The 17180-nt window shown below is 72.1% G+C and carries 17 protein-coding genes and 1 tRNA gene; 11 read left to right on the top strand and 7 right to left on the bottom strand.

Annotation, left to right across the window (positions count from 1 at the left end):
* Positions 1–28: 28 nt before the first annotated feature.
* Positions 29–589 (bottom strand): HAD family hydrolase, encoded by a 561-nt coding sequence (locus K313_RS0101440; protein ID WP_156911091.1) that lies wholly within the window; start codon positions 587–589, stop codon positions 29–31.
* 165 nt (positions 590–754) lie between these two features.
* On the opposite strand from K313_RS0101440, the gene K313_RS0101430 reads away from it, so the two are divergent.
* Genes K313_RS0101430 through K313_RS0101415 form a run of 4 tightly spaced genes read left to right on the top strand, consistent with a single transcriptional unit; the run spans position 755 to position 4294 of the window.
* Positions 755–1906, top strand: coding sequence for an ABC transporter ATP-binding protein (locus tag K313_RS0101430; RefSeq protein WP_029210113.1), 1152 nt, complete (start codon positions 755–757; stop codon positions 1904–1906).
* Positions 1903–2550: an ABC transporter permease gene (locus K313_RS0101425; protein ID WP_019285295.1), complete on the top strand. Its 648-nt coding sequence runs from the start codon at positions 1903–1905 to the stop codon at positions 2548–2550. Before K313_RS0101430 ends, K313_RS0101425 begins: the two co-directional genes overlap by 4 nt.
* Complete coding sequence (locus K313_RS0101420; RefSeq protein WP_029210112.1) at positions 2547–3344, top strand: ABC transporter permease; 798 nt, start codon at positions 2547–2549, stop codon at positions 3342–3344. The genes K313_RS0101425 and K313_RS0101420 overlap by 4 nt, the downstream gene beginning before the upstream one ends.
* 20 nt (positions 3345–3364) lie before the next feature.
* Positions 3365–4294: an ABC transporter substrate-binding protein gene (locus K313_RS0101415; protein WP_029210111.1), complete on the top strand. Its 930-nt coding sequence runs from the start codon at positions 3365–3367 to the stop codon at positions 4292–4294.
* Positions 4295–4321: 27 nt separating this feature from the next.
* Here the strand turns inward: K313_RS0101415 and K313_RS0101410 are convergent, their stop codons facing one another.
* A complete protein-coding gene (locus K313_RS0101410; RefSeq protein WP_029210110.1) occupies positions 4322–4855 on the bottom strand; it encodes a DUF2231 domain-containing protein in 534 nt (177 codons plus the stop codon).
* A 430-nt stretch (positions 4856–5285) separates the two neighbouring features.
* Between K313_RS0101410 and K313_RS0101400 the strand changes: the two genes are divergently transcribed.
* The 6 genes from K313_RS0101400 to K313_RS19605 are packed head-to-tail and all read left to right on the top strand — an operon-like array spanning position 5286 to position 10641.
* A complete protein-coding gene (locus tag K313_RS0101400) occupies positions 5286–6971 on the top strand; it encodes a nitrite/sulfite reductase (protein ID WP_029210109.1) in 1686 nt (561 codons plus the stop codon).
* Complete coding sequence (locus K313_RS0101395; RefSeq protein ID WP_019285290.1) at positions 6968–7156, top strand: hypothetical protein; 189 nt, start codon at positions 6968–6970, stop codon at positions 7154–7156. Before K313_RS0101400 ends, K313_RS0101395 begins: the two co-directional genes overlap by 4 nt.
* Positions 7153–7860, top strand: a complete 708-nt coding sequence (locus K313_RS0101390) for a phosphoadenylyl-sulfate reductase (RefSeq protein WP_029210108.1) — start codon at positions 7153–7155, stop codon at positions 7858–7860. The genes K313_RS0101395 and K313_RS0101390 overlap by 4 nt, the downstream gene beginning before the upstream one ends.
* Positions 7857–8390 carry an adenylyl-sulfate kinase gene (cysC, locus tag K313_RS0101385; protein WP_029210107.1) on the top strand — a complete coding sequence of 178 codons (534 nt, stop codon included), beginning with the start codon at positions 7857–7859 and terminating at the stop codon, positions 8388–8390. Before K313_RS0101390 ends, cysC begins: the two co-directional genes overlap by 4 nt.
* Positions 8387–9307, top strand: coding sequence for a sulfate adenylyltransferase subunit CysD (cysD, locus tag K313_RS0101380; RefSeq protein ID WP_029210106.1), 921 nt, complete (start codon positions 8387–8389; stop codon positions 9305–9307). The genes cysC and cysD overlap by 4 nt, the downstream gene beginning before the upstream one ends.
* Positions 9307–10641 (top strand): sulfate adenylyltransferase subunit 1, encoded by a 1335-nt coding sequence (locus K313_RS19605; RefSeq protein ID WP_034251120.1) that lies wholly within the window; start codon positions 9307–9309, stop codon positions 10639–10641. The genes cysD and K313_RS19605 overlap by 1 nt, the downstream gene beginning before the upstream one ends.
* A 219-nt stretch (positions 10642–10860) precedes the next feature.
* Here the strand turns inward: K313_RS19605 and K313_RS0101370 are convergent, their stop codons facing one another.
* The 3 genes from K313_RS0101370 to K313_RS0101360 all read right to left on the bottom strand — a co-directional run bounded on the left by K313_RS0101370 (position 10861) and on the right by K313_RS0101360 (position 15620).
* Positions 10861–12726: an acyl-CoA dehydrogenase gene (locus K313_RS0101370; protein ID WP_029210105.1), complete on the bottom strand. Its 1866-nt coding sequence runs from the start codon at positions 12724–12726 to the stop codon at positions 10861–10863.
* Between the two features lie 154 nt (positions 12727–12880).
* Positions 12881–15370 (bottom strand): putative bifunctional diguanylate cyclase/phosphodiesterase, encoded by a 2490-nt coding sequence (locus tag K313_RS21900; RefSeq protein ID WP_029210104.1) that lies wholly within the window; start codon positions 15368–15370, stop codon positions 12881–12883.
* 176 nt (positions 15371–15546) lie between these two features.
* Positions 15547–15620: transfer RNA gene (locus K313_RS0101360), tRNA-Gly, on the bottom strand.
* Positions 15621–15758: 138 nt separating this feature from the next.
* On the opposite strand from K313_RS0101360, the gene dcd reads away from it, so the two are divergent.
* A complete protein-coding gene (gene dcd / locus K313_RS0101355; protein WP_029210103.1) occupies positions 15759–16337 on the top strand; it encodes a dCTP deaminase in 579 nt (192 codons plus the stop codon).
* Positions 16338–16372: 35 nt separating this feature from the next.
* On the opposite strand, the gene K313_RS21895 is transcribed toward dcd, so the two are convergent.
* Together K313_RS21895 and K313_RS24080 are read right to left on the bottom strand one after the other, a co-directional pair.
* Positions 16373–16783, bottom strand: a complete 411-nt coding sequence (locus tag K313_RS21895; protein WP_019285281.1) for a universal stress protein — start codon at positions 16781–16783, stop codon at positions 16373–16375.
* Positions 16784–16961: 178 nt separating this feature from the next.
* On the bottom strand, positions 16962–17180 hold a 219-nt coding region (locus K313_RS24080), incomplete at its 5' end, for a hypothetical protein (protein ID WP_034251116.1).

Here is a 17180-nt window from a genome sequence, read left to right as displayed (position 1 = left end):
CGTGGTCTCGCTGGGCCGATCGATCCGGTCAGTCCAGGGCCAGCGCGGTCGGGAGGGAGTCCAGCGCAGGGATGGTGGGGACGTCCTCCAGCTCGCGGCGGTCGGCCCGGTTGATCCACACGGCCCGCAGGCCCGCGTGGAGGGCGCCCTGGACGAGAGGGGCGTCGCCGACGACGACGGTCTCGTCCAGGCGCGTGCCGAGGGCTGCGCAGGCCGCGCGGCAGAGGTCGGACGCCGCGGCTGATCCCGCCAGGGCGTCCGGCCCGAGGACCAGGACCCGGCGGTCCCCCCGCTCGTCGAGGCCGAGCCGCTCGAGCCCGCGGCGCAGGACGTGGTCCTCGCGCCGCACCAGCACCGCGACCCGGATCCCCGCCGCCAGGAGGTGGTCGAGGGCCGGCCGGGCGTCGGCATACGGCTGGACGACACCGGCCCGTGCGGCCCCGAGCCGCTCGACGGCACCCTCGCCAGGGAGGGGGCGCTCGTAGCGAGGGTGCCCGGCGGAACGCCCCTCGATCGACATCGCGCGGGCGGTCGCGCCGGGGACGTCGAGGAGGGCCTCGACGGCCAGGACCACTCCTCGCGTGCGCACACCGGGACTGTATGCCGTCCGCGCCGCCGGGCCCATGGTCGCCGCGAGGGCCGCGCGGACCCGCCAGGCCGACGACGCGCTCACCGCGCGCTAGGACGCACCGCGGCCCGGCTGGTGGGTACGGTTGCCCAACGCGCGTCCCCTCACGTCAGGAAGCCTCTCGGCATGATCCGTTTCGACAGCGTGACCAAGACCTTCCCGGGCGGCACCACGGCCGTCGGTGGGCTGACCCTCGAGGCACCGACCGGCCGCATCACGGTGTTCGTCGGGCCCTCGGGCTGCGGCAAGACGACGAGCCTGCGGATGATCAACCGGATGATCGAGCCGACCAGCGGCACCATCACGATCGACGGCGTGGACACCGGGTCGATGAACCCCGACGAGCTGCGGCGCGGCATCGGCTATGTCATCCAGCACGCGGGCCTGTTCCCGCACCGCACGATCCTCGACAACGTCATGACGGTGCCGCGGCTGCTCGGCAGCGACAAGGCCGCCACCCGGTCGCGAGCGATGGAGCTGCTCGAGGTCGTGGGGCTCGACCCCGACCTGGCCCGGCGCTACCCGGCGCAGCTGTCCGGCGGCCAGCAGCAGCGCGTGGGGGTGGCCCGCGCCCTGGCGGCCGACCCGCCGGTCATGCTGATGGACGAGCCGTTCAGCGCCGTCGACCCCGTGGTGCGCGAGCAGCTGCAGGACGAGTTCCTGCGCCTGCAGGACGAGCTCGGCAAGACCATCGTCTTCGTCACCCACGACATCGACGAGGCCGTCAAGCTCGGCGACCAGATCGCGGTGCTCCGGGTCGGGGGCACCCTGGCCCAGCTGGACACCCCCGAGCGGCTGCTGCGCGACCCGCACGACGACTTCGTGGCCGACTTCGTGGGGCGCGACCGCGGCTACCGCGGCCTGGCCTTCCAGAAGGCCCCGCGCCTGCCCCTGCTCGACGAGCCCACCGTCCGCGTCGGCGACTCCGCCGGGCGGCTCCGCGAGGTCGCGGCCGGCGAGCCCTGGGTGCTGGCCCTCGACGAGGACGGCCGGCCGCAGGGCTGGGTCCGGGTCGAGGCCGTGCGGGACACGCTCGACCGCACCCTGCTGCACCGCGGCGGGACCGTCGGGCGCGAGGGTGGCACGCTGCGCGCCGCCCTCGACGCGGCCCTGTCCTCGCCGACGGGCAAGGGCGTCATCGCCGACGCCGACGGTCGTTTCGTCGGCACCGTGCTGGCCCAGGACGTCCTGGCGCAGATCCAGCGGCAGCAGCCGGACGCGTCGCAGCCGGAGGCAGATCCCGTCACGGCGTCGCCCGTCGAGGAGGGCGTGGGATGACCTGGGCGCGGGACAACCTGACCGACATCCTGCAGCTCGCCCTGCAGCACGTCTGGCTGTCCGGCGTGCCGCTGATCATCGGGCTGCTCGTCGCGCTGCCGCTCGGCTGGCTCGCGACCCGCTACGGATGGGTGCGCCAGCCCCTGGTCATCGGCTCGGGACTGCTCTACACCATCCCCTCCCTGGCGCTGTTCATCCTCATGCCGCTGATCCTCGGCACCCAGATCATCAGCCCGGTCAACGTCGTCGTGGCGATGACCCTCTACACCGTCGCCCTGCTCGTGCGCACGGTCGTCGACGGCCTGTCCTCGGTGCCCGACGACGTCCGTCAGGCCGCGACGGCCATGGGCATCGGGCGCGTGCGCCGGCTGCTCACCGTCGAGCTGCCGCTGGCCGTGCCGGTCATCGCGAGCGGCCTGCGCGTCGCCGCCGTCAGCAACGTGTCCATCGTCAGCGTGGCCGCCCTCATCGGGATGCCCCAGCTCGGCACCCTGTTCACCGACGGCTTCTCCACCGGCTTCATGGACCCGATCGTCGTCGGGATCGTCGCGTGCGTCCTGCTGGCCTTCCTCTTCGACCTGGTCATCAACCTGGTCGCCCGGGCCCTCACGCCCTGGCGCCGCGGGGCGGAGGCACGCGCATGATCTCCTCGCTCCTCGGCTGGCTGTCCGACCCCACCCACTGGTCCGGGCCCGAAGGCATCCCCACCCGCATCGTCGAGCACCTCGCCTACACCGCGCTGACCGTCCTGCTCGCGGCGCTGATCGCCATACCCCTCGGTCTGTGGATCGGGCACACCGGCAAGGGCAAGGTCGCCGTCGTCAACCTGCTCAACGGCGCCCGCTCGATCCCCACCCTCGGCCTGCTCTTCCTCGCGATCATCCTGCTGGGCCCACGCCTGCAGGGCGACGCCGCCTTCCTCGTCCCCGTGGTCCTCGTCCTGGTCGTGCTGGCCATCCCGCCGATCCTCGCCAGCACCTACAGCGGGGTCGAGCAGGTCGACCCCGCGGCCCGGGACGCCGCCAAGGGCATGGGTATGACGGGCGCGCAGGTCCTGCGCCAGGTCGAGGTCCCGTGCGCGATGCCGCTGATCATGTCCGGGCTCCGCTCGGCGACCATGCAGGTCATCGCCACCGCGACGATCGCCGCCACCGTGTCCATCGGCGGCCTCGGGCGCTACCTGATCGACGGGCAGGCGGCCCGCGACTACGCCCAGATGGCCGGCGGCGGCATCCTCGTCGCGCTGCTCGCCCTCGCCGTCGACCTGGTCCTGACGCTCGTCCAGCGACTCGTCGTCTCGCGGGGGCTCACCGGCGCGACGACCTCACGGCGCAACCGGGCGGGCCGGGGCGGCATACGGCCGTCGGACCCGTCCGAGGGCACCACCTCGGACGCCACCTCGACCACCACCGACCGCACGACCGCGCCCGCGGCGTGACCCACCTGGAGGAGACCACCATGACGCGCACCACCCTCACCCTGGCCACGGGCGTCGTCCTCGCCCTCGGGCTGTCCGCCTGCGGGGGCGGCGGCAGCGACCCCCTCGCCACGAGCTCCTCGTCGACCACCGCCGCCGGCGGCTCGGGCGGCGGCATCACCGTCGGCTCGGCCGACTTCCCCGAGTCCAAGCTGCTCGCCGAGCTGTATGCCGGAGCCCTCAAGGCCAAGGGCGTCCAGGTCGACACGCGCCTCGGCATCGGCTCGCGCGAGACCTACATCCCCGCCCTCAAGGACGGCTCGATCGACGTCATCCCGGAGTACTCCGGCGCCATCGACCGCTACTTCAACAAGGACGCCAAGGCCAACGACTCCGCCGGCATCATCACCGAGCTCAAGGCCGGGCTGCCCGCGCACCTGGAGGTCCTCGAGCCCGCCAAGGCCGAGGACAAGGACGCCGTGGTGATGACCAGGGCCAAGGCCCAGGAGCTGGGGGTCACGTCGATCGCCGACCTCAAGGGGAAGTCCGAGCAGCTGACGATCGGCGGGCCCGCCGAGTGGCAGTCGCGCTCCTACGGCATCCCGGGGCTGGAGAAGACCTATGGCCTGAAGTTCAAGCAGTTCCGCAAGCTCGACGCCGGCGGGCCGCTCGCCGTCCAGGGCCTCAAGAACGGCCAGGTGGACATGGCCAACATCTTCACCACCGACCCGGCCATCCAGGTCAACGACTTCCAGGTGCTGCAGGACCCGCAGAACTTCTTCGCCGCGCAGAACGTCCTGCCCCTCGCGGTCAAGGGCAAGCTCGACGCAAGGGGCAAGGATGCGCTCAACGCGGTCTCGGCCAAGCTCGACACCCAGGGGCTGACGGACATGCTCAAGAAGGTCTCGGTCGACCACAAGAAGCCCGAGGACGTCGCGAACGAGTGGCTCAAGGCCAACTCCCTCGCCTGACGCCTGACGCTCGGCCCCGCCTGGGGCTCAGCCGACGATGCTGCTCCAGACCGCCTTGGTGCCGGCGTGACCGGTGACGACGGTCTGGTAGGTCAGGGCGGCGGCGGCCAGCACGAGCAGTCCCGCCAGGGCTCCGGCGAGCAGGCGCCGCCCGGCCGACCTCTCCGGCGCGCGGGGCTGCCCGTCGGGCCCGCCGGCGTGAGCGGTGCCGTGGGTGCCGCCGTCGAGCCGGCTCAGCACGGCCACCGCGACCAGCACGAGCACCATGAACGCGACGCAGGCCGGCTGCAGCAGCTCACCGGCCTGCGTGTGCCGCTGCAGCAGCTCGTTGGGCGGGCTGCCGCCGGTGACCCTGGCCTCGAGGCGGTGCCCGGACTGGCCGGCGACCCAGCCGCAGGCCCCGGTGACCACGGCGCCGACGACGAGGGGGAGACGCAGGCCGGCCCGCCGACGCCGGGCGACGGCGTAGACGACGGCGAGCAGCGCCGTCAGCGGAGCCACCACCACGACGACGTGCACGACGAGGGCGTGGACGGGGAGGCCGTCGATCGTGTCGAGCATGGTGCTTCTCCTGGCTGGGGGCTGCGGGCTGCGGGATTGCGACACGGTAGCCGAGGCGCCTGTCGCGCGGCGGAGGACCCGCTGGGCGCCTCCTCCTCTCGCATAATGAGAAATTATCGTTGGGGGACGGTCTCGTTATGCATCGCGGTTCCCGCTGTGGCATGGTCGTGTCATGGCCAGCACCGAGTTCCACGCCGTGACGCGACGTCACGTCGACCTGTGCCGGCTGGGTGCGACGAGCTGTCGCGGTCGCTGAGCGCGTCTATCCACGCCCCACGAGACGCCCACGACCGACCCACGGCGGCCCGACGCGGGCGACCGCCACCCCCCACACGCACGACGACCCTCACCCGGGTCGTCCCCGCACCGCCGGACCCCCGGCCCGCCCAGCGACGACCCGCCTCGGCATACCGCCCGGAGAGGACCCCAGATGACGACCACCACCACGCGTGCCGCTCGGCCCCGCGCCGGCGGGGACAACGAGGGGCAGTGGGCCCTCGGACACCGCGAGCCGCTCAACCACAACGAGGAGTTCAAGGCTGCCGAGGACCCGCTGGCGGTGCGCGAGCGCATCGAGCAGATCTACGCCCGTGAGGGATTCGCGTCCATCCCGTCGGACGACCTGCGCGGTCGCTTCCGCTGGTGGGGGCTCTACACCCAGCGCCGTCCTGGCATCGACGGCGGCCGCACCGCCACGCTCGAGCCGCACGAGCTCGACGACGAGTACTTCATGATGCGCATCCGCGTCGACGGCCAGGCGCTCACGCTGCCGCAGCTGCGGGCCATCGCCGACGTGTCCGAGCGCTACGGGCGCGGCACCGCGGACGTCACCGACCGGCAGAACATCCAGCTGCACTGGGTCCGCATCCAGGACGTCCCCGCGATCTGGAACGCCCTCGAGGAGGTCGGGCTGTCGACGACCGAGGCGTGCGGCGACGTGCCCCGCGCCATCCTCGGTTCGCCCGTCGCCGGCATCGCCGCGGCGGAGCTCGTCGACCCGACGCCCGCGATCCTCGAGATCAAGCGCCGCTACATCGGCAACCCCGAGCTGTCCAACCTGCCGCGCAAGTTCAAGACCGCGATCTCCTGGCAGTGGGACACCGTGCCGGAGATCAACGACGTGTCCTTCGTCGGTGTGGTGCACCCCGAGCACGGCCCGGGCTTCGACCTGCTCGTCGGCGGCGGCCTGTCCACCAGCGCCCACTTCGCCCAGCGCCTCGGCGCCTGGGTCCCCCTGGACGAGATCCCCGAGGTGTGGGAGGGCGTCTGCGCGATCTTCCGCGACTACGGCTACCGCCGCCTGCGCAACCGCGCCCGCCTGAAGTACCTCATGGCCGACTGGGGCGCCGAGCGCTTCCGCAAGGTCCTCGAGGGGGAGTACCTCCACCGCGCGCTCGTCGACGGCCCCGCTGCCGAGGCGCCCCGCGAGCCGATCGACCACGTGGGCATCCACGAGCAGAAGGACGGCCGCGTCTACGTCGGCGTCACCCCGACCGTCGGTCGCGTCCGCGGCACCACCCTGCGCGGTCTCGCCGACGCCGTCGAGCGGCACGGCGGCGGGCGCATCGCCTTCACCCCGCTGCAGAAGGTCGTCGTCCTCGACGTCGACCCCGCGCAGGCCGAGGCCCTGGTCACCGACCTGGACGCGCTGGGTCTGCCCGCCCGCCCGAGCGCCTGGCGCCGCGGCACCATGGCCTGCACCGGCATCGAGTTCTGCAAGCTCGCGATCGTCGACACCAAGGACCGCGCCACCTCGCTGGTGGAGGACCTCGAGGTGCGCCTGTCAGACATCGAGCCCGAGCTCGGCCAGCCGGTCGGGATCAGCCTCAACGGCTGCCCCAACTCGTGCGCCCGGATCCAGACCTCCGACATCGGCCTCAAGGGCCAGATCGTGCGCGACGGCGACGGCAACCGTGTCCCCGGCTACCAGGTCCACCTCGGTGGCCAGCTCGGCGCTGAGGCGGGCTTCGGCCGCAAGATCCGTGGCCACAAGGTCACCGAGGCCGACCTCGGTGACTACGTCGAGCGCGTCGTGCGGAGGTACGTCGCCGACCGCCAGGACGACGAGACCTTCGCCCAGTGGACGATCCGCGTGGACGACGAGGCCCTGTCGTGAGTGCGGGCTCGCACGTCCCCGGGGCGGACGGCGCCCAGCGGGCGGCCGTCATGCACTGCCCCTACTGCGCCGAGGAGGACCTGCGCCCCGTCGAGGAGCCCCGCGGCGCCTGGCGGTGCCTGGACTGCACGCGCGTCTTCGTCGTCCGGTTCGTCGGTCTGTCGCACGAAGGAGTCGTGTCATGAGCGTCACCACCCTGCGCTCCGAGCAGGAGCTGCGCGAGCTGGTCGAGCGCGACGCCGCCCACCTCGAGACCCTCTCGGCCCACGACGTGGTCGCCTGGGCCGCGGGCGAGTTCGGGGAGAGCTGGGCCGTCGCCGGGTCGATGCAGGACGGCGTCCTGGGGCACCTGGTCGACCAGGTGGCGCCGGGCACCCGGCTGTACTTCCTGGACACCGGCTACCACTTCCCCGAGACGCTGGCCACCCGCGACGAGACGGTGCGTCGCACGCGGCTGGACGTCATCACCCTCACGGCCGCCCAGACCGTCCCCGAGCAGGACGCGGAGCATGGCGTCGCCCTGCACGACCGCGACCCCGACCTGTGCTGCGCCCTGCGCAAGACCCATCCCCTCGACGACGCCCTCGGCGAGCTCGAGGCCTGGGCCACCGGCGTGCGCCGCGTCCAGTCGCCGACCCGCCGCGACACCCCGGTGATCGGCTTCGACGAGCGCCGGCTCATCGTCAAGGTCGCGCCGCTGGCGTCCTGGTCCGACCAGGACGTCGCGGAGTACGCCGAGCGCCACGACGTCGTCCGCAACCCGCTGCTCGACCAGGGCTACCCCTCGATCGGGTGCGCCCCCTGCACCCGACGGGTCGCCCCCGGCGAGGACGCCCGCGCCGGCCGCTGGAGCGGCACCGCCAAGATCGAGTGCGGGATCCAGCTGTGAGTGGCGCGACGGTCTGGCTGACCGGCCTCTCGGGCGCCGGCAAGTCCACGATCGCCGAGGCGCTCGCGAGCGACCTGCGCGCCGACGGCCGACGCGTCGAGGTGCTGGACGGCGACGAGATCCGCACCAACCTGTCTGCGGGACTGGGCTTCTCGCGCGAGGACCGGGACACGCACGTGCAGCGTGTGGCCTACGTCGCGCGGCTGCTCGCCCGCAACGGTGTCGTCGCGCTCGTGCCGGTGATCGCGCCGTATGCCGACACGCGCGCCGCGGTCCGCGCCGACCACGAGGCGTCGGGCGTGACCTATCTCGAGGCCCACGTCGCGACCCCCGTGGACGAGTGCGCGCGCCGCGACGTCAAGGGGCTCTACGCCGCCGCCGCCCGTGGCGAGGTCACCACCCTCACGGGTGTCAGCGACCCCTACGAGCCGCCGGTGGCTCCCGACATACGGCTGGACACGACCGACCAGGAGCTGACGGAGAGCGTCTCCGCCCTCCGGACCCTGCTCACCGACAAGGGGCTGCGATGACGACCACCCTGACCACGGCGCCGCGGACGCTGACGACGCTGGACTCCCTCGAGGCCGAGGGCATCCAGATCATCCGCGAGGTGGTGGCCGAGTTCGACCGGCCCGCGCTGCTGTTCAGCGGCGGCAAGGACTCCGCGGTGCTCCTGCACCTGGCCCTCAAGGCGCTCGCGCCGGCTCCGCTGCCGATCACGCTGCTGCACGTCGACACGGGGCACAACTTCCCCGAGGTCATCGAGTTCCGCGACCGCATCGTCGCCGAGCACGGGCTGCAGCTGGTCGTGGCGCACGTCGAGGAGTGGATCGCCGACGGCCGCCTGACCGAGCGCCCCGACGGCACCCGCAACCCGCTGCAGACCATCCCGCTGCTCGACTCCATCAACGCCGAGAAGTTCGACGCCGTCCTCGGCGGGGCGCGCCGCGACGAGGACCGCGCCCGCGCCAAGGAGCGCGTGTTCTCGATCCGCGACGCCTTCGGCGGCTGGGACCCGCGCACGCAGCGCCCCGAGCTGTGGCAGATCTACAACGGGCGCCACGCGCCGGGCGAGCACACCCGCGTCTTCCCGCTGTCCAACTGGACCGAGCTCGACGTGTGGCACTACATCGAGCGCGAGGGCGTCGAGCTCCCGTCGATCTACTACGCGCACGACCGCGACGTCTACGCCCGCGACGGGATGTGGATGACGAGCGGCCCGTGGGGCGGGCCCCGCGAGGGCGAGACGGTCGAGCGCCGCACCGTGCGCTACCGCACCGTCGGGGACGGATCGTGCACGGGCGCCGTGGAGTCCACGGCCGTCTCGATCGCCGACGTGATCGCCGAGGTGTCGATCAGCCGGCTCACCGAGCGTGGCGCGACCCGCGCCGACGACCGCCTCTCCGAGGCCGCCATGGAGGACCGCAAGCGAGAGGGCTACTTCTGATGGGCACGAGCACGTATGACGCGACCGGGGTCATCGACGAGATCTCGGCCACGCGTCGGCAGCTGCGGCTGGTCGTCGCGGGGTCGGTCGACGACGGCAAGTCCACCCTGGTCGGCCGGCTGCTCCACGACACCAAGTCGATCCTCGCCGACACCTACGACGCCATCGAGGCCGCGAGCCGCCGTCGCGGCTCGGAGCAGGTCGACCTGGCGCTGCTGACCGACGGTCTGCGCTCCGAGCGCGAGCAGGGCATCACCATCGACGTGGCCTACCGCTACTTCACGACGCCGCGGCGCAGCTTCGTGCTGGCCGACACCCCGGGTCACACGCAGTACACCCGCAACACCGTCACCGGCGCCTCCACCGCGGACGCCGCGCTGGTGCTGGTCGACGTCCGCAACGGCGTCCTGCCGCAGACCCGGCGACACCTCGCCGTCATGGCCCTCCTCGGGGTGCCGCACGTCGTGGTGGCGCTCAACAAGATGGACGCGATCGCCTGGGACCAGGGGAGGTTCGAGGAGGTGGCCCGCGAGGTCGCCGACATCGCCACACGCCTCGGTCTCGGCGACGTCCGCATCGTGCCGATCTCGGCGCTCACGGGCGAGGGGGTGGTGAGCACCGAGCCGGTCGGCTCCGAGGGGGTCGCCCGCTGGTATGCCGGGCCGCCGCTGCTCACCCTGCTGGAGGACCTCGACGACGCGGCGGCCGAGATCGACCGCCCCCTGCGCCTGCCCGTGCAGCTGGTGATCCGTCCGCGGACCGCCGAGCACCCGGACTACCGGGGGCTGGCCGGGCGGATCGCGTCCGGCCGGGTCGCCGTCGGTGACGAGATCACCGTGACGCCAGGCGGACTTACGAGCGTCGTGACGGGCATCGACACCCCGGCCGGCTCCGTGCAGGTCGCCGGCGCCGGAGAGTCGGTGACCGTGCGGCTGCGCGACGAGCTCGACGTGGGGCGCGGCTCCGTGCTGTCCACGGTCGCGTCGAGCCCCCGTGCGGTGCAGGAGATCTCGGGCACGGTGTGCTGGCTCGACGAGCGTCCGGCGTCCGCCGGGCAGCGGGTCCTGGTCAAGGCCGGCACCCGCACCACCCGCGGCATCCTGACGACCGTCGGGGACCACTGGGACGTCGACTCGCTCACGTGGGTCGCGCCGGGAGCCCCGGTGCAGCTCAACGACATCGCGCGGGTCGAGCTGCGGCTGGCCGAGCCCGTCGCTGTCGACGACTACCTCGACGACCGGGCCACCGGTGCGTTCCTGGTGATCGACCCGGCGTCGGGCGCGACCCTGGCCGCCGGCCTCGTGGGCGCCGCCCTGCAGCCCCACCGCGGCTAGGCACATCCACCCGCCTTCGTCACACCTACCTCAGGTAGTCACACTCGCCTGGCGTGCCAACCCCGGCGAGTGTGACTACCTGAGGTAGGTCCGAGTGTTGGGGCGCTCTGCCGACTCTGAGGCGCCGCTCGATCCAGGCCCTGTATGCCGAGCCGCCCGCCGCCTCGCGAGGACTCGCGAGGCGGCGGGCGGTCTTTCACGGCATACGGGGGCTTCGGCTCAGAAGGCCGCCTCGGGCACGTCCATGATCGACAGGTCCGTCATCTGCGCGATGACCATCTGCGAGCGCAGCTGCGGCAGCACGGTCTTGGCGAAGAACGAGGCCGCCGCCACCTTGCCGGTGTAGAAGTCCTGGTCCTTGCCGGACGCGCCGGCGTCGAGCGCCGCCTGGGCGACCTCGGCCTGACGCAGCAGCAGCCAACCGACGACCAGGTCGCCCGCCGCGAGCAGCAGGCGCGAGGTGTTGAGGCCGACCTTGTAGACGTTGCGGACGTCGCCGTCCTTGCGCGGGTCGGAGTCCATCAGCTCGCCGGCCATGTAGCCGAGGATGCCCTGGACGGACTCGAGCGCCTTCCCGAGCTGCACGCGCTCCTCGGCCAGCGCCTCGGGGCCGTTCTCGGCGAACGCCTGGATCTCCTCGGCGACCTTGGCCAGGGCGGTGCCCTTGTCGCGGATGATCTTGCGGAAGAAGAAGTCCTGGCCCTGGATCGCGGTGGTGCCCTCGTAGAGGGTGTCGATCTTGGCGTCGCGGACGTACTGCTCGATCGGGTAGTCCTGCAGGAAGCCCGAGCCGCCGATGGTCTGCAGGGACTCGGTGCCGAGCAGCACCCAGGCGCGCTCGGATCCGACGCCCTTGACGATGGGCAGCAGCAGGTCGTTGACCTTCATGGCCAGGCGTGCGGCGTCGTCGCCCTCGGGGAGCTCCGCGCCGGGGTCGCCGCCCTGGGCCATCGCGAGGGTGTCCTGCTGCGTGGCGGTGTAGATCACGAGGGCGCGCAGGCCCTCGGAGTAGGCCTTCTGCAGCATGAGCGAGCGGCGCACGTCGGGGTGGCGGGTGATGGTGACGCGCGGGGCGTCCTTGGCCGGGTTGGTCATGTCGGAGCCCTGCACGCGCTCCTTGGCGTACTCCAGCGCGTTGAGGTAGCCCGTCGAGAGCGTGGCGATGGCCTTGGTGCCGACGAACATGCGGGCGTTCTCGATGACCTTGAACATCTGGGCGATGCCGTCATGCACGTCGCCGAGCAGGGTGCCGACGGCCGGGGTGCCGTTCTGGCCGAAGGTGACCTCGCAGGTCGTGGACACCTTGAGGCCCATCTTGTGCTCGACGTTGGTGACGTAGGCGCCGTTGCGCTCGCCCAGCTCGCCGGTCTCGAGGTCGACCTGGAACTTGGGGACGATGAACAGCGACAGGCCCTTGGTGCCGGGGCCGGCGCCCTCGGGCCGGGCGAGGACGAAGTGGACGACGTTGTCGACCATGTCGGACTCGGCGGAGGTGATGAAGCGCTTGACCCCGTCGATGCTCCAGGTGCCGTCGCCGTTGTCGGTGGCCTTGGTGCGGCCGGCGCCGACGTCGGACCCGGCGTCGGGCTCGGTCAGCACCATCGTGCAGTGCCAGCCCTTGTCGACGATGTGCTTGGCGAGCTTCTTCTGCTCGTCGTTGCCCAGGTAGTAGAGGAGGTTCGCGAACGAGTAGCCCGCGGCGAACATGTGGACGGCGGGGTTGGAGCCGCAGACGAGCTCGGCGAGCGACCAGCGCAGCGACGGCGGGACGACCATGCCGCCGAGCTCGGCGGGGACGTCGAGGTTGCCCCACTCGGCGTCGATGTAGGCCTTGTACGACTGCTTGAACGACTCGGGCATGGTCACCGAGTAGGTCGACGGGTCGTAGACGGGCGGGTTGCGGTCGGAGTCGATGAGGCTGTCGGCCAGCTCGTTCTCGGCGAGGCGGGCGACCTCGTGCAGGATCTCCTTGGCGGTGTCGGTGTCGACGTCCTCGTAGAGCCCCTGCCCCAGGACCTCCTGGCGCCCGAAGACCTCGAAGAGGTTGAACTCGATGTCTCGGACGTTGCTCTTGTAGTGCCCCATCAGGGGGTCCCCTTCCGTGACGTCCTGCCTGTCAGGTGGTGCGGTGGTGCGGCAGGTATGACGTGCCCGCGCGGCTCACGGGTCGTCCCATGATGCTACTGGCGAGTAGGCGCTCGCAAGGAACTCGCGGAACACGTGATGACGGCCACGCCCGTCACAGGTCCAGCACCACGCCGCCGGCGAGCTGCTCGGCGAGCGGCAGGATCTGTCCGGCAGGCAGCGGTCGGGCGTAGAGGTAGCCCTGGGCGGCGGTGATGCCGAGCATCCGGGCGCGGGCCTCCTGGGCGCGGGTCTCGATGCCCTCGGCGGTGATGGTCAGCCCGAGCTCCCGCCCGAGCCGGGAGACGGCGGCGACCACGGCCTCGTCGCCGCCGGACTCGCCGAGCCCCTGGACGAAGGTCCGGTCGATCTTGAGGATGTCGAGGGGGAGCGCGCGCAGGTTGGCCAGGCCGGAGTAGCCCGTGCCGAAGTCGTCGATGGCGACCCGGATGCCGAGGGTGCGGAGCTCCTCCAGCGTGGCCACCGTCTCCTCGGTCTGCTCGAGCACGACGGTCTCGGTGATCTCCAGGATCAGCAGCTCGGGCGGGAGCCCGGACTCGTCGAGGACGCGGTGCACGGTGCCGGCGAAGCCCGGGGCGACGAGCTGGTGGACGCTGATGTTGACCGCCACCGTGAGGGGGTTCCCGAGGCGGAACCACTGCAGGGCCTGGTCGACCGCCTGCTCCAGGACCCAGGTGCCGATGGAGATGATCGACCCGAACTCCTCGGCGAGCCGGATCACCTCCTCGATGCCGATGAAGTCGCCCTCGGGGTCGGTCCAGCGCAGCAGCGCCTCCACGCCCGTCACCTGCTCGGCCCGGAGGTTGACGATCGGCTGGTAGAGCACCGTCCACCGGTCCGGCCCCGGCGGTCGGGCCAGGCGGCGGCGCAGGTCCCGGGTCCGGGCGAACTGGGCGAGCATCGTCGGCTCGAAGGACCGGACGGTGCCCGGTCCCTCGCGGGTGGCCTGGCGCAGGGCGAGCTCGGCGTTGCGCACCAGCTCGAGGCCCGTGTGCCCGCCGATGCACAGGCCGCCGCTGGTGCGCAGCGTGATGTCGGGGATCAGGTCCGGGCGGTTGACGGCGTCGACGATGCGCTGCGCCTCGGCCAGGGCCTGCGCGCCGTCCGTGCCCTGCCGCAGCAGCACGGCGAACCGCTGGTCGCTGAACCGGGCGAGGGAGTCGCCGGTGCGGATCGTCGCGCGCATGGTGCGGGCGACGGTGCGGAGCAGCTCCTCGCGGGCGTCGTCGCCCACGGTGTTGTCGGCGAGGCCGGCGGTCGCGAGGTCGACGAGCAGCAGGGAGATCTCACCGGTGGCGGACTCGTAGAGCCGGTGCCGGACGGCCCGGTCGAGGCTGGTCCGGTTGGGCAGGCCGGTGACGACGTCTTGGTAGGTCACGTGCTGCAGCCGCGACTGCAGGCCGACCCGCTCGGAGACGTCCCGGACGGCCACGAGGTAGCCCCGGGCGAGGGGAGTGATGACGGACTCCACGTGCACGACCGCGGCGCTGGTGGTGGTGAGGGCCGACTCGAGCCGCAGCGTGGACTGCATGCGCGCGTTGGGGGCGTAGGTCAGGTGGGCCAGCACCTCCGGCGACACGTCGGGGAGCACGTCGCTGATGTGCTGCCCCGCGAGGTCGCTCTCGCGCAGGCCGAGGATGGTGCTGAGCGCCTGGGAGGCGAAGATGACCCGGCCGGTGCGGTCGAGCTCGATGATGATGTCGCGCGTCTCGCTGACGAGCAGCCGCATGTGGCGCTCCTGCTCCTGCACCGAGCTCGCCAGCTGGCGGGAGTGGTGCCCCTCGTGCAGGTGCAGGGCGACGAGCAGGAAGAGGATGAAGCAGAGGGCGCGCACCGTCCCGGCGTCGATCCCGAGCGAGCCCACCGAGAGCATGAGGGCCGCCCCCACGAGCAGGCTGAGGCCGCTGACGACGAAGAGGTCGCGGTGCGGGTCGTGCAGCGTGCGGGCGAGGGGCGCGGCGGGGCGCCGGGAGACGAGCATCGCCGACCACGTCAGCAGCCCGCACTGCAGGATCCACAGGCTCTGGGACACGGCCCAGGCGCCCCCGCCCGGCAGGAGATAGGTCAGCAGGTCGCCGACGGTGGAGGCCAGCACCGACACCCCGACCACGGTCTGGATGCCGCGCGCCCGCCCGCGGTGCGCCGGCACGACCAGCAGCCAGCTGATGATGGCGGCCGCGATCCCACCGACGAGGCCGATGACGACCAGGGCGGGCTGCAGCCCCGGTCCGAGGGCGAACCCGCTGAGCCAGCGCTGGGGGTCGAAGTGCCAGACGGCGGTCCACAGGCACGTGGTGAGCAGCGTGGCGTGGATCATCGTGGTGGTGAGCCTGCGGGCCGAGTCCCCGGCGAAGCACTCCACGGCCTGCAGGATCAGGCAGGTGGCCACGGCATACATCACCGAGGGCGTGAGCCCGAGGCCCGGGCCGACCGCGACGTAGAGGAGGTTGGCGACCCCGTTGAGCGCCATCGCCGCGGCGAAGAGCAACCACCCGGCGCGGTCCAGGCCACGACTGCGCAGGCCGGCGACGGCGGCGGCCGCGGAGGCGACCAGCGCGGAGATCCAGAGCAGGGGAGCTCCCACGCCAGGAAGGACGAGGGAGGCCACCGCCGGGAGGAGGACCAGTGGTACGCCGAGTGCTGCGGCGACCCCAGTCCGTGAATGCATAGGGCCATATTGGAGCATCTGCCACGCGGAATCCACGCGAACCCACAGATCAGGGGCAGTTGCGAAGGGGCAATCGGCACGAGCCGGACAAATGGAGCGGGTGACGAGAATCGAACTCGCACTGGCAGCTTGGGAAGCTGCTGTTCTGCCATTGAACTACACCCGCGACCAGCACCAGCGTGCTGACGTGGGAGCCAGCATACCCAAACTCTCGAGCGTTCCCGCCACCGAACCGCCCGACCACCGTCACCGCTCTCGGGTCGTCGTCGGCCGCGGCGGGGCCTGGAGCGGTAGCGTGACCGTCGTGCTGCTCTCCGACCGCGACATCCGGGCCCAGATCGATCAGGGCCGCGTGGTCCTGGACCCCTACGAACCGGAGATGGTGCAGCCGTCGAGCGTCGACGTGCGCCTCGACCGCTACTTCCGGTTGTTCGACAACCACAAGTACCCCGTGATCGACCCCGCGCAGGACCAGCCGGAGCTCACCCGGCTCGTCGAGGTCGAGTCCGGCGAGGGCTTCGTCCTGCACCCGGGGGAGTTCGTCCTCGGGTCGACCCTCGAGGCGGTCACGCTGCCGGACGACCTGGCCGCGCGCGTGGAGGGCAAGTCCTCGCTCGGCCGCCTCGGGCTCCTCACCCACGCCACCGCCGGCTTCGTGGACCCCGGGTTCTCCGGTCACGTGACGCTGGAGCTGTCCAACGTGGCGACCCTGCCGATCGTCCTCTGGCCGGGCATGAAGGTCGGCCAGCTCTGCTTCATGCGGCTCACCTCGGCCTCCGAGCACCCCTACGGCAGCGCGGTCTACGGCTCGCACTACCAGGGGCAGCGGGGCCCGACGGCCAGCCGCTCGTTCCACAACTTCCACCGCTCCGACCTGACCTGAGCCTCCTGGGGCCGAGAGCCTCGGACCGACCCGGGTCAGGCGAACGCCGGTGCCTCATGATCGGCCCGGACGGCCAGCACCGCGCACGACGCGTCCAGCAGGACCTGCTTGGTGGTGTCGCTGACGATGCGCTTCTGCACGTGAGAGCGGTCGGTGACACCGATGACGACGAGCGTGACGTCGACCTCCTCCACCGCGGTGAGGATCTCGTCGGCGCCGCTCAGCCCGTGCGGCCCCTCGTGCCACCGCCAGGTCACCCCTGCCCCGTCGAGCTGCTCCTCGACCTCCCGCACGGCGTCGTCGTCGAGCTCGGCGGGGGTGTCGTGCCAGTCCCGCGCCGCGTTCACGACCAGGACGTCGCAGCCCGTCGCGCGGGCCTCGGCGACGCAGTGGCGCAGGGCGGCACGACCCGGCTCGGTCGGCGCGTAGGCAAGGCAGATGGTCATGGGTCCTCCGTCGGCAGGTGGTGAGACGGCCTCGGGACACGATAGGTGGCGCTCAGGATCCTCGCCGCCCGTGCCCAAGGGGACAGTTGTGAGCTGGGGGCTCAGTTCGTGTCGTCTGGGCGGAGGGCGCATGCGAGAGGGGCGCGGCCGTGGCCACGCCCCTCTCGTCCTGGGTCACTCAGTCCTCGTCCCAGGGGTCCTTGACCTGATCGCCAGGCGGTATGGCGCTCGCCGGCTTCGGGGGCTCGGGCGTCGATTCCGGCTCCGGTACAGGCTCCGGTTCAGGCACGGGCTCCGGCTTTGACTCCGGTTCGGGCTCGGGCTGGGTCTGGGCGACGGGTGCCGGGGTGGCGGTGTCGTCGTCCTCGTCCCAGGGGTCCTTGACGTCGTCGGTGGC

The sequence above is a fragment of the Arsenicicoccus bolidensis DSM 15745 genome, assembly GCF_000426385.1.
In the GTDB taxonomy this organism is placed as follows: domain Bacteria; phylum Actinomycetota; class Actinomycetes; order Actinomycetales; family Dermatophilaceae; genus Arsenicicoccus; species Arsenicicoccus bolidensis.
The sequence above is the reverse complement of the archived record's forward strand: the minus strand, read 5'-3'. Positions and strand labels throughout refer to the sequence as shown.

Bases quoted from the DNA above. Each gene is read 5' to 3' on its own strand.
- K313_RS0101430 (WP_029210113.1), top strand. From the start codon at position 755: ATGATCCGTTTCGACAGCGTGACCAAGACCTTCCCGGGCGGCACCACG.
- K313_RS0101425 (WP_019285295.1), top strand. From the start codon at position 1,903: ATGACCTGGGCGCGGGACAACCTGACCGACATCCTGCAGCTCGCCCTG.
- K313_RS0101420 (WP_029210112.1), top strand. From the start codon at position 2,547: ATGATCTCCTCGCTCCTCGGCTGGCTGTCCGACCCCACCCACTGGTCC.
- K313_RS0101415 (WP_029210111.1), top strand. From the start codon at position 3,365: ATGACGCGCACCACCCTCACCCTGGCCACGGGCGTCGTCCTCGCCCTC.
- K313_RS0101410 (WP_029210110.1), bottom strand. From the start codon at position 4,855: ATGCTCGACACGATCGACGGCCTCCCCGTCCACGCCCTCGTCGTGCAC.
- K313_RS0101400 (WP_029210109.1), top strand. From the start codon at position 5,286: ATGACGACCACCACCACGCGTGCCGCTCGGCCCCGCGCCGGCGGGGAC.
- K313_RS0101390 (WP_029210108.1), top strand. From the start codon at position 7,153: ATGAGCGTCACCACCCTGCGCTCCGAGCAGGAGCTGCGCGAGCTGGTC.
- cysD (WP_029210106.1), top strand. From the start codon at position 8,387: ATGACGACCACCCTGACCACGGCGCCGCGGACGCTGACGACGCTGGAC.
- K313_RS19605 (WP_034251120.1), top strand. From the start codon at position 9,307: ATGGGCACGAGCACGTATGACGCGACCGGGGTCATCGACGAGATCTCG.
- K313_RS0101370 (WP_029210105.1), bottom strand. From the start codon at position 12,726: ATGGGGCACTACAAGAGCAACGTCCGAGACATCGAGTTCAACCTCTTC.
- K313_RS21895 (WP_019285281.1), bottom strand. From the start codon at position 16,783: ATGACCATCTGCCTTGCCTACGCGCCGACCGAGCCGGGTCGTGCCGCC.